Origin of the sequence: Mesobacillus maritimus (genome assembly GCF_023715205.1) — a bacterium.
Classification (GTDB): domain Bacteria; phylum Bacillota; class Bacilli; order Bacillales; family Cytobacillaceae; genus Mesobacillus_B; species Mesobacillus_B maritimus_C.
The window spans coordinates 15309-28853 of record NZ_JAMBNR010000010.1 but is presented as its reverse complement, the minus strand read 5'-3'; the positions used below and the strand labels follow the sequence as shown (position 1 = coordinate 28853).

Below are 13545 nucleotides of genomic sequence, written 5' to 3'. Positions count from 1 at the left end.
CTTCATATTTTAACATGAAAAGCTTAAAAAGCGAAAGTTTGTAAATCCTTCTAATAAAGGACAAAAAGTGAGGCCTCTTAATTAGAAAGAAGCCTATGAGGATGAGGAATTCATATTTGCAAACATATGAAACATCATATTAGCCATTTGAACGCCATTAGAGAATTTTTGCACTTGTTGCGGAATGGTTCTTCCATAAAAATTCATAGCAGCAATTTCCATTGTACGGAGTTCTCGAGGGTCTCTTGCTAACCTTCGATACCAGTTTGGGTTTAGCCGCAAAAACTCATGTAATTCTTTTTGCTTTTTAATTTGTTCAAGTATATCTCGTCTCATTATTGTCTCCCTTAGTCTTTTCTAAATGAAAAAGGATGTTTCGGAGCATTATTGCTTTTTGGTGATTGTGAAGATGGTTGGCTCCCTTGAAATTGTGAAAGAACACCTTGAATCGCGGCTATAGCCTGGCTAATATTACCAATTTGTCCTTGGAGTTGTTCTTGATCCATATTTTTTACCATGCTGATGATCTTCGGCATCCATTCACTACTTTTTTCCGATTTCGACTCAGTCTTTTCTTTGCTCGATTCTGTTGATGTATCTTTGAATGATTCCCATCTAGAGTCCTCTTCTCCAAGCAAATACCAATCTTCATATAACTCTTGCCATGTTGCCTTTCCGTCCCTTACTTCTTTTATGAGCCCTGGGTTATTCTTGACAAATGCTTTGAATTGCTGAACGGAGGGATGCAACCTTTTTCCTGCCATGTTGTTTCACCTCACACGAATACAATCGCCTACCATAATTTATGTGTATGACCGAAAAGCGTGATAGCCAATATCCCCTTTTGGCCAATATTTGAACTCTGTTTTACCTATAAGGGAAACTACGGTACAATGGTCAATAGATTTTTTATTTTCAAAAAGCATTCACATATAGAAAGAGGTAGCGCGATGATGAAAGACGAAGAATTAGTGAAACTTATGGCTGATTGCGTTGAATTAGCTAACGATGACGACATTAAAATCTTGAAGGACATGTTAACAGGGATGAAACAAAAGCTTGAAAACAAAAGAGGGACTTACATTGAACCTCTGCTACAAATGAAACGTCAAATCAACTCTGATACATACGAGCTAACTGTGCCTGTTACTCCACTTATAAACAATAACTTAGATATTGTTCATGGAGGGGTTACTGCTACAATTATAGATACAGCAATGGGGATGATGGCAGTCAATAGCCTTCCAGAAGGCTACGCCGCCGTCACAACTCAATTAAACATTCATTATTTAGCTCCTGGAATTGGCAATGAACTTACCTGTAAAGCCCATTTTGTCCACAAGGGTACTAAAACCATGGTGCTAGAATCCGATGTGTTTCGAGATGATGGTAAGAAAATAGCGCACGCAACAGGTAGTTTTTTCGTCATCAAAAAATAAGCGAAGGGAAAATCCCTCCGCTTTTTTTGTTTCTATTGAAGCTGGCTTTTATCATGTTCAGATATCTCGGATAATGCGATTTCCGCATTATTGTCAAACTTGGGTTCAACCGCTAAATCACCGAGTGCCACAATTCCCACCAATCGATCGCCCTCGACAATCGGTAGACGCCGAATCTGATGGTCAGCCATTAGTTTTGCGGCTTCCTCTGTAGATGTATCAGGTGTAATCGTCACTAGATAGTCGCTCATAACCACTTCTACCTTAGAAGATGGTGGTTTCTTTTCTGCAATCCCACGCATAACAATATCACGGTCCGTAATCATCCCAACCAACTTTTCTCCATCTACGATTGGAATTGCCCCAACATTATTCTCTTTCATTTTAACTGCTACTTCAAACACATTATCTAGTAAGGAACAGGTTTCTACATCTGTTGTCATAATCTCACGAATTGAACCCATTTTTCTCTCAGCTCCTTGAAATATTTTTCACCTTTTTATAGATTCTCCCGCAAAAAACAATTTATGCTTACTTAATACATTGCAACTTTTGATTATTTTTACTATTATTGATAAAGAGATGGGTTTACCATTATGTAGAATTTTGCTTCTATGTGTTTAGGAGGGATGAGGGATGAAATTTGATAACACCGGATTGGAAAAGCTAAAAGCCGATCTGAATAGGTTAGACGTTATATTACCTAAATATGGTTTAGAGCGTCATGAGCAATGGGATTACGACCGAGTTACATATGACCGTAAATTTAACTTAAAAGAAGGCGTATACTACCTTCGTGTACAAGGTTTTACGGTTGAAGGCGATGTGGGTTCCCATAAAGCTGTGATTCAATTTGTCGAACCATTATTAGGTAAACATTATTATCCTCACGGTGTCGAATATGGAGAGGGCGAACATTTTCCAAAATCGCTTGTGAGTCAGTGTGAGAAACTTCTAAAAGACCTTAAAGACGAAGTAGAACAGGTTGCACTGTAGATAGAAAAGATCTAAAAGTGGCCTGTTAGCGAGTACTTCTGAAGTGCTCCAACTAGAGAATGATTTTCTTCAGCTTTAATCATAGGAAAAGTCAATTCTTAGTATCAAAAAAAAGACGCAGTTATGCGTCTTTTTTTACAACTCTTATCCGATTCTACAAGAGTAAAACACTCTTGTGATAGCTCTCTCAAAAGTAATATAATGAATGTGCCTATATGCAATCTTACTGTTTAGAAAGGGGTCCAACTTGACTAGATTTTTTAATAAAAAGAATATAACAATTCTACTTGTTATTCTCCTCTTGGCTATTCTCTTTTACATTATTCTTCCTGTATCAGTGCCGCTTATTGGAGCCTTATTTACCGCGATGATTCTTGAACCAGTGGTTAGACTTATCCAAAAAAGGTTTAAAATTGGACGGAAGTTTTCTGTTATTCTTGTCTTTATCGCCTTCATGGCCCTAATTGGTTTATCAGGTTATTTCATTACAACAAAGGTTATTACCGAGGCAATAAATGTTGTCGAAAATGCACCAAAATACATTAATGATATTACAAATGTATGGTTTGATGCACAAGAACAGTTTGTCGAAGCCGCTAAAGATCTTCCTAATGAACTAGTACATGAAATTAGTGATCGTGGAGAAGATTTCTTAATTAATCTAAGAGACGATTTACTTGCTTTTATCAACATTAATAACTTAAAAACAATCCTGACAAATATACCAAATTTTTTAGTCAGCTTTCTTGTTTATTTAATCGCACTTTTTCTTTTCTTGCTCGATTTACCAAAACTTCGAGCTGGGTTCTATGGTTTCCTTTCTGAACAGACAGCGGAGAAGGTTGATTTTATGATTTCGCGACTTACGAGTGTAATTACAGGGTTTTTTAAAGCACAATTTCTTGTAAGTCTAATAATCTTTGCTGTTTCTCTTATTGGTTTATTGATCATTGCTCCTGATGTAGCTATATTCATGTCGTTTGTCATTTGGATCATTGATGTTATCCCAATTATTGGCTCAATTGCGATATTAGGACCGTGGGCGTTATTCCACTTGTTAACTGGAGATCTCATTCTAGGAACAAAACTTGCTATCTTAGCTGCAATCCTCTTAATAATAAGAAGGACCGTTGAACCAAAGGTAATGGGTACGCATATCGGGCTTTCCCCATTAGCAACACTAATAGCGATGTATCTTGGTTTAAAACTAATAGGGATGATGGGATTTATTGTTGGTCCTCTCCTCGTAATTGCATTTAATACTGCAAGAGAAGCTGGAATTATTAAATTGAATTTTAAAATCTAACCGGATTGATGATCCGGTTTTTTTAACCAAAAGGGAGCTTTGACAATGTCCTTTAAACAGAAACTACCTAAATAAGCTCCAACAAAAAAATGCTGTCATATAGACAGCATTTTTTTATATTCCTAGAATTGCCTTAATTAAAGAAGTCGTTTGTCCACCATGGTAGAAAACATATAACAATAAATAGACTACCACTCCTGTAATAGCTGTAAAAAACCACACAATGCTCGTAATCGGACCGAGTTTCTTATGAAAGGCTAATCTATTTTTATATCCTGTCCATAAGGAAATGATTCCCAGAACAGCACCGACCGTAGCTAAGGTGATATGAAAGATTAAAAACACCGTATAGTAAATTTTTATATCATCTGGACCACCGAATGAAGTGTTTCCAATAAAAATCGTTCTAGACGCATAGATGATAAAAAAGATTACCGCGAAAACGCCTGCAAGAGTCATCGTTTTTCGATGCTTTTCTAATTTTCTTTGTGCAATTTGCCACCAGCCAATAGCCACTGTAATGGCACTAAGAACAATGAAGGTTGTACTAATGGTTGGTAGAATTGGAAGGTCTCCCATAGTCTTATATTCCTCTCTCTATTGGTTCATACAAATTTCTTATTCTGTTGTTTGGGGATGTTGTTGACGATATAGAGCCAATTCTTCTTTTTCCTTCTCTTGTTCGGCATTATACCAAGCAAAAAAGGTGTAAGCTAGAACCACTCCATAAACAATTTCCTGGATAATCTTCATAACAACACCACCAAGTCGTTGATCTTCAAGTAGTGTCATTGAACTAAACATTTCTGGTCCACTCAAATTTAACATGGATAAAGTTGAAGCCGGTACACAAAGGGCCAATGCTTGTGCCCAAGCATTTGGATCAGAAAATGTAGCATACAATGGGGTTTCTGCAAAGATAATTAACGCACAAGCAGGTGTTAATAAAACACCATCTGCAAAGATATACCCTATTTTTTTAAGTCCTGATAAGGATTGTTTCTCAGGTAAGATATTTAATAATGGCCACCACATGATAATCGATAAAATAAATAATAATGAAGTGTACCCTGCATGCAACCACATGTCTGTTTTAACAACGTCAAAAATGAGCGGAATATGGTACAAAGAAAAGAATCCATTAAAAAGAATGAGTGCGATTAATGGTTTCGTCATAAAATCAAAAGCCGGTTTAATGAAGTGATGATTAATGACCTTTCTCCAAATCCAGTTTGGTATACCAAGGATTAATAGGGGTGGAATAATTAAATATAGAGTGGCCATTTGAATCATATGTGCATAGAACGTAATATGTCCCAACAGGTCAAGCGGCGAACCTTTAATAATGTAAAGAGTAACGATTCCAATTGTAAACAGTGTAGTCTGTTTAGTAGTAGCATGCTTACTATCTTTAAAGCGTGGATACCATTTGTACACTAGTAAATAATATGCGACTAAAATAATCATTAAGCTAGCTAAAAAATATGGACTCCAGTTTGCTCTAAACCCAAACAAATCAAGAGAAAACACAAAAATCACCTCATATTAATAGAAACACATTTTCCTCTATTATACCTATAAATAGGCTGAAACTGCAATGAAACAGCGGCATATCTTTGCTTTACCCATTATTTACAAGTGTGTATTTCTTATTGCGTATTAGACTAAATGAAAAACTACTCTATAAATGATCACTGTTAGCAGGAGCATGCAAGTCTAAATGCTTATATTCGCTTTAAAATAAAGAGTCATTTAAAACAAAAAATCGGCCTCGAGAGCCGATTTTTTGTCGTAAAGTCTACCACCAAATGATTGTCATAAATGCTAGCACTGTTAAGAACCCAACTAATGCACCTGAATATAAGAAGAGTTGAGGCGCCTCATGCCCTTTATGACTCATATGCATAAAATAATACAATTGAAAAATAACTTGAACTACCGCCAAGAGCAGAATGAATGGTATTGTGAACCAGTTTGAAACATCACCAAAACCTACTGCAGCAAATGCAATAAGAGTTAAGAAAATCATCAAAGCAAATGTAATAACTTGGTATCTCATTTCCTCTACATTTTTCTTGCGGCGATATTCAAGGTCGACTCTTGGGTTACCTGAAGTAGATTGTTGATTTGCCATCAGTTTATCCCACCATTCCCATTAAGTATACAACCGTAAAGATAAATACCCACACAACATCAATATAGTGCCAATAAAGGCTGGCAGTATAAAATTTAGGGGCATTATAGAGGCTCAAGCCTCGTTTTGCATTTCGAATCATTAGTGAAACAATCCAGCATAATCCAAAAGCAACGTGAGCACCATGGAAACCAACTAGTGTATAGAAGGCAGATCCAAATGCACTGCTCGAAAAAGTATGATGGAACTCATGTACATAGTGATTGAACTCATAAATTTCAAGACCTAAGAAAGACAGCCCTAAAAGAACAGTGATGCCAAGCCAAAGCTGCATTTTCTTGAAATTAAAGTTTTTCATATGGTACATCGCATACACACTAGTTAATGAACTTGTTAAAAGGATCATTGTCATTAAAAAGACAAGTGGCATTTCAAATAAATCTTTTGCTAGCACATGATCAGCTGTTGGAACCTTATCTTTCAGTGCAAGATAGGTAGCAAAGAGAGAAGCAAATAGAACTGTTTCTCCCCCCAAAAAGAACCAAAAGCCCAAAAATTTATTTTTAGCCTCAAGGGTAGCTTTTTCAGGCGACGCCGGCCATGTTTCATGTGTCATTTTTTCTTCAGCGTGCATTATGCCTTTACCCCCTTATTATCGTCATCATCCATTAATTCTTCCTTATGAATATGATATCCATGGTCATCCTTAATGGAACGAACAAACATTGAACCGAATGTGATCACTAATCCAATAATCAATACAGGTAGACCCCATCCATAATCCAAACGATACATCGCACCAAATGCAGCGATAAATAATCCCAGAGAAATCATAAACGGTATAAAGCTGCCGTTTGGCATATGAATGTCTCCAAGCGGTTCTGCAGGAGTCATTTCCTTCTTTCCTTCCATTTTTTCAATCCAGTAAGGATCTAAACCACGAACTAACGGTAGTTGTTTGAAGTTGTAGTATGGAGGTGGTGACGCAATCGCCCATTCAAGCGTACGTCCATCGCCCCATGGATCATTGCCAACTTTTACATTTTTCACACTTGTAATGACGATATTAATCAATAGAATAATTGTTGCGACAGCCATAAAGAAAGCTCCGATTGACGATACAAGGTTTCCGATTTCTAATCCTTGGTTTGGAAGGAATGTAAAGATACGACGTGGCATCCCCATTAGTCCAAGGAAGTGTTGAATAAAGAATGTTAAATGGAAACCGATTAAGAATAACCAGAACGTAATTTTTCCTAAGAACTCATTTAACATCGTTCCGAACATTTTTGGCCAGTAGAAATGAGTTGCGGCCAATAACGATAATACTACCCCACCAATGATAACGTAGTGGAAGTGTGCAACAACAAAATAAGAATCATGATATTGATAATCAGCAGGAGCTGCGGCTAGCATTACTCCCGTTACCCCACCCATAACAAAAGAAGGTACGAAGGCAACAGCATACAACATTGGAGTGGTAAACTTAATACTTCCACCCCACATCGTAAATAACCAGTTAAAGATTTTAATACCAGTTGGAACCGCAATCGCCATTGTTGCAACAGCAAAAATCGCATTCGCAATTGGTCCTAAACCAGTTGTAAACATATGGTGAGCCCATACCATGAATCCAAGGAAACCAATCAATACTGTCGCGAAAACCATCGAAGAGTATCCAAATAGACGCTTTCTAGAGAACGTCGAGATGATATCCGAGAAAATACCGAACGCTGGTAAGATCAGAATATAAACTTCTGGGTGTCCGAAAATCCAGAATAAATGTTCCCAAATAACCGTGTTTCCACCCATGGTAGGATCGAAGAAGTTTGAGCCAAATAAACGATCAAATGTCAGGAAGAATATCCCAACAGTCAAAGCTGGGAATGCGAACAAGATAAGAGCCGATGCAACAAAAGTCGTCCATGTAAATAACGGCATCCGCATGTAAGTCATCCCTGGTGCACGCATGTTAATAATTGTTACTAAGAAATTGATCCCGGCAATTAGTGTACCAAATCCCGAAATCTGTAACCCTAAGGAATAGAAATCAATTCCATGTCCTTCTGACGCAAGTGATAAAGATGCATAAGAAGTCCATCCTGCATCAGGAGCTCCACCTAAGAACCATGAAAGGTTTAAGAAAACTCCCCCGAAAAAGAACAACCAAAAACCTAAAGAGTTTAAGAATGGAAATGCAACATCACGTGCTCCTATTTGTAATGGCACAACCGCATTCATAAATGCAAATAATAATGGCATCGCTGCAAGGAAAATCATCGTTGTTCCATGCATCGTTAGAACTTCATTGTAGAAGCCTGCACTAACAAAATTATTGTCTGGAATAGCTAGCTGGATACGGATAATCATTGCTTCTAATCCACCGAGGATAAAGAAAATTCCACCAGCTATCAAGTAAAGGATCGCGATTTTTTTATGGTCAACCGTTGTTAGGTAATCCCATAATACTGCGCCGAACCCTTTTTTCTGAGCATTGGTACTCACAGTTTTACCTCCATTTCATCCTCTGTTATTCTTGGACCTTTAATCCCATCAAGTATTCAGTAACGGCATCAATTTCCTCATCAGAAAGGTTATACTTACCAGTCATCTTATTGCCTGGCTTGATGGATTCAGGATCTTTTAACCATGTTTTGATATTTCCCTCGTTATGTTCAAGAATACCCGCAACAAGTGTGCGATTTCCGAAGTCCGTTAAGTTAGGACCCATACGCGCTTGTTCAGGTGTAGTGTTTGCAGGCGTAACTGCGTGACAGCCGATACAGCTGTTATTAAAAATTTCTTGTCCAGCTTGTGCTTCAGCAGTTTCTGCTTGCACCGGTTCTTTAACGGCTTGCATGCTAGCAACCCATTGATCAAATTCAGCACGAGGCAGAGCCTTGACTTTGAAATCCATTAAAGCATGTGAAGGGCCACAAAGTTCAGCACATTTCCCGTAGAAAATATTTCCTACTTCATCTGCTTTCTCTCCATCAAACTCTAACCAAAATTTGTTTACGTTATCTGTGTTAGTATCCAATTTCCCGCCAATTGCTGGAATCCAAAATGAGTGTTTAACATCAGATGCAATCAAATTAAAGTAAACCTTTTCATCCGTTGGCACTACTAAATCTTGGCTAGTAAGAATTTCCTCGTTTGGATATTCAAATTCCCACCAATAAAGATTCGCACGAACATTTACAACAAGTGCGTCTGTTTTTCCTTCGTCGTTTTTTTCCTCCGCTGGAGAAACATCTGCAAGTTGGAAGGTTGCTGAAACAGTCGGAACTGCAAGAACTAGTAAAAGCAAAATCGGAATCACAGTCCAAATAATTTCCAATGTGTGACTACCTTCTACTTGTTTAGGAATCTCATTCTCGCTTTTCCTGCGGAAACGAATCATTACAATAATAAAGATTATTGCGACAACTACAATTACCCCTACCATAATCGACGTACTTAGCACCATCAAGTCAAACTGTCTTTGTGCAACTTCTCCTGCCGGCTGTAATGTGGACAGAAAAGGTTCACCGCATCCAGACAATAGTGCTATGGCCGCAAATAATGGTAGTAAACCCCATTTTCCAAGCCTTTTCATAGCTTTTCAAACCCCTCTTTCGTATAAAGTTCATTAAATGATTCTGAAAATAAAATATGGATAAATTCCTTCCTGAAGTTAAAGGAAAGAATGTCCTAACAAATGATATGTAGAGCACCAAAGGCGCCCAAGTATATTAAATAAGTGTGACAATTACCATAGCTACAAATAAAATAGTCAAGTATTGTATGGAATAAACAAACATTCGCTTCGCCCATTTAATATCATCTTTTGCCTTTCTACCGTAGAGCCCAAGGAACAACCAACCTAAATTCAAGGCTGTTGCTAACACTAGAAAAGCGGTCCCTAATTCCATCAGTAGGAATGGCAAAGGCAACAGAACAATAATCCAGAGCATAATTGATTTTTTTGTTCTAGCAAATCCTTTTACAACAGGCAACATTGGAATTCCCGCTGCTCGGTATTCTTCTGCCCTTCTCATTGCTAGCGCATAAAAATGTGGAGGTTGCCAAATAAACATAATCAAAAATAACACCCAGGCCATTGTCGATAAATTTGCATCAACCGCTGCCCAACCGATTAAAGGCGGAACGGCTCCTGAGATACTACCAACTATTGTATTTGAAACGTGAAGACGCTTAGACCACATGCTATAAAGAACTACATAGCTGAAAACCCCGACCAACCCAATAATTCCGGCTGTTACCGTGGTCATGAATAAAAGTATTGAACCGATTCCTATCAACAGGAAACCCAGTACTGCCACTTTATATGGTTGAACTTTCCCAGTGACCGTCGGTCTTGCCTTCGTTCTTTCCATCAAATGATCGATATCGCGGTCAATATAATTATTTAAACTGCATGAACCCGCGATGATTAGGGAGGATCCTATCAATGTTAAAAACACAATGTCTAAATTCTCTAGGAATCGCAGACCACTAAAATGAAGAGCAAGCCATAGCCCTGTGAATGTAGTAATTGCGTTTGAATTGACGATGCCAACTTTTATTAGTGCTAGGAAGTCACTAAACCCTGAGGTTTCAGTCAACCCAGCATTAATGGACTGCTGACTTCGATCCATAACAGCTTCATTTAAAGCTTTTGGACTTGACATTTCTACTCCTCCTTCTTCATTAAATTCTTATTTTAATCGAACTAGTTAAATTAATCCAGAGTAAAGACATTTTCATAAAGTTTTCCACTATTTGCACCGTGAAAAAGGTGTTAAATATTTGTGTAGGAAAATAACTCTCTTGATGTATATTAAATCACACTTTGGACTTTTTTTGTGTATTTTTTTTGAACAAAATGTATGTTTTAGAAAAAAACTGGGATAAACCGTTTATTTATCACGTATTCAAACCCAATTCCCCATCATCACTAACAATTTTTTGTCAATGGTTTTTAGCATGGGCACAATTTCTCCTAGTTTATTATCCAGAATAAAGTTATCCGACAATTGCCAACTTCAACTATATTACTAACAAATCCATTTATAGGAATCAAACTATATGCCTTAAATTTTAGCATTTTAATTCTTGTTATTTATAATAATACTTTTTGTAGTATCTTTTAGAGTCTTTATAACACCTTTCTATCTTTTTAGTGAAAAATCGGCTATTATAGAATATGGATTTATCGAATAGATACGTTAAGTCCATATTTATTATACGAGCCTAGGATATATATAACAACATCATAACTAACACAAGCAGGTGAATGAATTGAAACGCTCTTTAAAATGGTTGGCTGTTCTGACGACGATTGGGATGCTTTTTGTATTACTAGGGGGCGCACTCGTTACAAAAACGGATTCCGGAATGGGGTGTGGTCAATCTTGGCCACTTTGCCATGGAGAGGTTATCCCGTCTAATATTACGCCCGAACTCGTTATTGAATTAGCCCACCGCCTCGTGTCCGGTGCACTTGGGATTATGGTTCTAGTCCTTGCTATTTGGTCTTGGAAGGCAATTGGACATATCCGGGAAACCAAATTTTTAGCTTTTCTATCTTTCTTTTTCATCGTTTTACAAGGTCTTATCGGGGCAGCGGCTGTTGTTTGGGGACAAAATGATTTTGTATTAGCCATCCACTTTGGAATCTCGCTTATTTCATTTGCAGCTGTCTTTCTATTGACCCTTTTAATTTTTGAGGTAGATAAAAAGTTTAAAGCCGAAAAAGTTATAATTGATAAAAAGATGAGTACTCACATTATAGGAATTACCATTTATAGCTTTATTGTTGTCTATACCGGAGCACTTGTCAGACATACGAACGCAAGTTTAGTTTGCCCTGATTGGCCACTCTGTGTGAATTCTGATCCTAGTCTACCAAATAATTTATATCAATGGGTTCAAATGGGGCACAGGGCTGCTGCCGGTCTTATCTTCATATGGATTGCTTATGTTACCTACTTAGCAATTCGACATTATCAGCATCAAAAAGTCATTTATTGGGCTTGGATTACATCCTTTATTCTTGTTTCACTACAAGTGGTTTCTGGTGCTAGTGTAATTTTTTCAAGACTAAATCTTTATGTTGCCTTAGCACATGCTTTCTTTATTTCATGTTTATTCGGCGTTTTAAGTTACCTTGTCTTACTGGTTTCGAGGAATAAGAAAAATAGTCAATCGCTTTCAAACCAAAATGAAGTAAAACAAGAAGGAAGCAACTATGTTCCCCCTGCTCAATAAGAAGAGTGGGTCTCAGGTGAGGTCGTAATTACACACTCATCATTCCTACGGATACAAAACCAATAGACTTAACAAGTCTTAAACTCTCCAATTATCATAAAAAACAAGCTGCAGTTTATAAGCTGCAGCTTGTTTTTTACTCTAGCCTCTTGTATGCATCGTATTCCCCACTGAATGATTAATATGCGGAGCTGTTTTTTCAGCCTTCGGATGTTTGTACTTTTTTTCAAACTGCACAAACATGGAGACATTCACCAATATTCCCATTGCAATTGCTAACTGAACCATTGATGAGCCACCATAACTAACAAACGGGAGTGTGACCCCAGTTAACGGAATAATCCCAGTTGCTCCACCGAGATTGATAAAAGACTGTATTCCAATCATACTTGAGATGCCAATAGCAAGTAAGCTACCAAATGGGTCTTTACACCTCAAACCAATATAGATTCCTCTTAAAACAATATAAGCTAGACACAAAAGAACAAACCCGACACCGAAAATCCCCAATTCTTCTGATATTATCGCAATAATAAAATCAGTATGTGGTTCTGGTAAATAACCAAGTTTCTGTACACTTTGTCCTAGCCCTAAACCTGTTATACCTCCAGAACCAATTGCATAGTATGAATTCGCTAATTGATAACCCGTATCCAATTCATCTTCGAAAGGATCACTATATGAAACCAAACGATCCATTCTTGTCTCCGAAAAAATTTCATCTTTCATAATGAGTGACAGAGGGGCAATTAGACAAATAATAATTAAAACTAATTTACTGATATTCTTCCAAGCCATACCAGATGAGACAATAATCGAGGCTGCGATTAAGAAAATAATACCTGCTGTACCAAAGTCCGGTTGTACTGCTACAAGCATAACCACTAGCGCTAAATAAACTAATGGTGGCACCACACCCTTATTAAACTCATTAATGTAGGCCTGTTTTTTCGCATATACAGCTGACAAGTAAATGATTACACTTAGTTTTGCAAATTCGGCTGGTTGAATACTCCGTGCACCAACTTTAATCCAACTAAGCGCATTATTAGCCACATGTCCTACTACAAACAAAACAACTAATCCCATTAATGAAAATATAACCATCGGCAGGAGAAACTTCGTACTTTTCATTGCTTTATAAGGTATTAATGCCGTAATTACAAAGAAGATACCAGCAACCAGTAAATTCATTTTTTGCTTATCAAAGAAAAAATCGCTCGGAACTTCATAACGCGTTACTAGACTAGCACTATACACCATAACGAGTCCGAACAAAGACAAAAGGGCAATAACAATGATTAAAGAGTAATCATAGGATTTGAAAATATTTTTTACCAACTTTTTTAGCATCGTCTCTTCCCCATCTTCTAAGTTGTTTTATGTATTCTAAATGAAGCACCAATAATCCTGCATCT

General features: G+C 37.3%; 15 protein-coding genes. 4 read left to right on the top strand and 11 right to left on the bottom strand.

The window, feature by feature from the left end; all coding sequences use genetic code 11:
• Positions 1 to 93 precede the first annotated feature (93 nt).
• Together M3182_RS15115 and M3182_RS15110 are read right to left on the bottom strand one after the other, a co-directional pair.
• Positions 94 to 336, bottom strand: coding sequence for a YlbE-like family protein (locus tag M3182_RS15115; RefSeq protein WP_251425636.1), 243 nt, complete (start codon positions 334 to 336; stop codon positions 94 to 96).
• A gap of 11 nt (positions 337 to 347) precedes the next feature.
• Entirely contained in the window at positions 348 to 764 is a 417-nt protein-coding gene (locus M3182_RS15110; protein ID WP_251425634.1) for a YlbD family protein, read from the bottom strand.
• Positions 765 to 950: 186 nt separating this feature from the next.
• Between M3182_RS15110 and M3182_RS15105 the strand changes: the two genes are divergently transcribed.
• Entirely contained in the window at positions 951 to 1439 is a 489-nt protein-coding gene (locus M3182_RS15105) for a PaaI family thioesterase (RefSeq protein ID WP_349775458.1), read from the top strand.
• A 32-nt stretch (positions 1440 to 1471) separates the two neighbouring features.
• On the opposite strand, the gene M3182_RS15100 is transcribed toward M3182_RS15105, so the two are convergent.
• The gene (locus M3182_RS15100; protein ID WP_251558840.1) at positions 1472 to 1903 is read right to left on the bottom strand and encodes a CBS domain-containing protein; all 432 of its coding nucleotides are present in this window, start codon (positions 1901 to 1903) and stop codon (positions 1472 to 1474) included.
• Between the two features lie 172 nt (positions 1904 to 2075).
• On the opposite strand from M3182_RS15100, the gene M3182_RS15095 reads away from it, so the two are divergent.
• Both M3182_RS15095 and ytvI read left to right on the top strand, forming a co-directional pair.
• Positions 2076 to 2435: a YugN family protein gene (locus tag M3182_RS15095; RefSeq protein WP_251425630.1), complete on the top strand. Its 360-nt coding sequence runs from the start codon at positions 2076 to 2078 to the stop codon at positions 2433 to 2435.
• A gap of 247 nt (positions 2436 to 2682) precedes the next feature.
• Positions 2683 to 3741, top strand: coding sequence for a sporulation integral membrane protein YtvI (gene ytvI / locus M3182_RS15090; RefSeq protein WP_251558838.1), 1059 nt, complete (start codon positions 2683 to 2685; stop codon positions 3739 to 3741).
• Positions 3742 to 3855: 114 nt separating this feature from the next.
• Here ytvI and M3182_RS15085 read toward each other — a convergent pair whose 3' ends face one another.
• The 7 genes from M3182_RS15085 to cyoE all read right to left on the bottom strand — a co-directional run bounded on the left by M3182_RS15085 (position 3856) and on the right by cyoE (position 10548).
• The gene (locus M3182_RS15085) at positions 3856 to 4320 is read right to left on the bottom strand and encodes a DUF420 domain-containing protein (RefSeq protein WP_251425626.1); all 465 of its coding nucleotides are present in this window, start codon (positions 4318 to 4320) and stop codon (positions 3856 to 3858) included.
• Between the two features lie 39 nt (positions 4321 to 4359).
• Positions 4360 to 5271 carry a cytochrome c oxidase assembly factor CtaG gene (ctaG, locus tag M3182_RS15080; protein WP_251425624.1) on the bottom strand — a complete coding sequence of 304 codons (912 nt, stop codon included), beginning with the start codon at positions 5269 to 5271 and terminating at the stop codon, positions 4360 to 4362.
• Between the two features lie 268 nt (positions 5272 to 5539).
• The gene (gene ctaF, locus M3182_RS15075) at positions 5540 to 5875 is read right to left on the bottom strand and encodes a cytochrome c oxidase subunit IVB (protein WP_251425622.1); all 336 of its coding nucleotides are present in this window, start codon (positions 5873 to 5875) and stop codon (positions 5540 to 5542) included.
• Between the two features lie 4 nt (positions 5876 to 5879).
• Positions 5880 to 6509 carry a cytochrome (ubi)quinol oxidase subunit III gene (locus tag M3182_RS15070; protein ID WP_251425620.1) on the bottom strand — a complete coding sequence of 210 codons (630 nt, stop codon included), beginning with the start codon at positions 6507 to 6509 and terminating at the stop codon, positions 5880 to 5882.
• A complete protein-coding gene (gene ctaD / locus M3182_RS15065; RefSeq protein ID WP_251425619.1) occupies positions 6509 to 8380 on the bottom strand; it encodes a cytochrome c oxidase subunit I in 1872 nt (623 codons plus the stop codon). The genes M3182_RS15070 and ctaD overlap by 1 nt, the downstream gene beginning before the upstream one ends.
• Positions 8381 to 8405: 25 nt before the next feature.
• Complete coding sequence (gene coxB, locus M3182_RS15060) at positions 8406 to 9473, bottom strand: cytochrome c oxidase subunit II (RefSeq protein WP_251425617.1); 1068 nt, start codon at positions 9471 to 9473, stop codon at positions 8406 to 8408.
• Positions 9474 to 9609: 136 nt separating this feature from the next.
• Positions 9610 to 10548, bottom strand: coding sequence for a heme o synthase (gene cyoE / locus M3182_RS15055; protein WP_251425614.1), 939 nt, complete (start codon positions 10546 to 10548; stop codon positions 9610 to 9612).
• Between the two features lie 610 nt (positions 10549 to 11158).
• Here cyoE and M3182_RS15050 point away from each other — a divergent pair.
• Positions 11159 to 12127 carry a COX15/CtaA family protein gene (locus M3182_RS15050; RefSeq protein WP_251425612.1) on the top strand — a complete coding sequence of 323 codons (969 nt, stop codon included), beginning with the start codon at positions 11159 to 11161 and terminating at the stop codon, positions 12125 to 12127.
• Between the two features lie 141 nt (positions 12128 to 12268).
• On the opposite strand, the gene M3182_RS15045 is transcribed toward M3182_RS15050, so the two are convergent.
• Positions 12269 to 13468: an FtsW/RodA/SpoVE family cell cycle protein gene (locus M3182_RS15045; RefSeq protein WP_251426182.1), complete on the bottom strand. Its 1200-nt coding sequence runs from the start codon at positions 13466 to 13468 to the stop codon at positions 12269 to 12271.
• Positions 13469 to 13545 lie beyond the last annotated feature (77 nt).

What these genes read in the sequence shown, in the direction of transcription:
- M3182_RS15115 (WP_251425636.1), bottom strand. Translation starts at nt 336, where the DNA reads ATGAGACGAGATATACTTGAACAAATTAAAAAGCAAAAAGAATTACAT.
- M3182_RS15110 (WP_251425634.1), bottom strand. Translation starts at nt 764, where the DNA reads ATGGCAGGAAAAAGGTTGCATCCCTCCGTTCAGCAATTCAAAGCATTT.
- M3182_RS15105 (WP_349775458.1), top strand. Translation starts at nt 951, where the DNA reads ATGATGAAAGACGAAGAATTAGTGAAACTTATGGCTGATTGCGTTGAA.
- M3182_RS15100 (WP_251558840.1), bottom strand. Translation starts at nt 1,903, where the DNA reads ATGGGTTCAATTCGTGAGATTATGACAACAGATGTAGAAACCTGTTCC.
- M3182_RS15095 (WP_251425630.1), top strand. Translation starts at nt 2,076, where the DNA reads ATGAAATTTGATAACACCGGATTGGAAAAGCTAAAAGCCGATCTGAAT.
- M3182_RS15085 (WP_251425626.1), bottom strand. Translation starts at nt 4,320, where the DNA reads ATGGGAGACCTTCCAATTCTACCAACCATTAGTACAACCTTCATTGTT.
- ctaF (WP_251425622.1), bottom strand. Translation starts at nt 5,875, where the DNA reads ATGGCAAATCAACAATCTACTTCAGGTAACCCAAGAGTCGACCTTGAA.
- M3182_RS15070 (WP_251425620.1), bottom strand. Translation starts at nt 6,509, where the DNA reads ATGCACGCTGAAGAAAAAATGACACATGAAACATGGCCGGCGTCGCCT.
- coxB (WP_251425617.1), bottom strand. Translation starts at nt 9,473, where the DNA reads ATGAAAAGGCTTGGAAAATGGGGTTTACTACCATTATTTGCGGCCATA.
- cyoE (WP_251425614.1), bottom strand. Translation starts at nt 10,548, where the DNA reads ATGTCAAGTCCAAAAGCTTTAAATGAAGCTGTTATGGATCGAAGTCAG.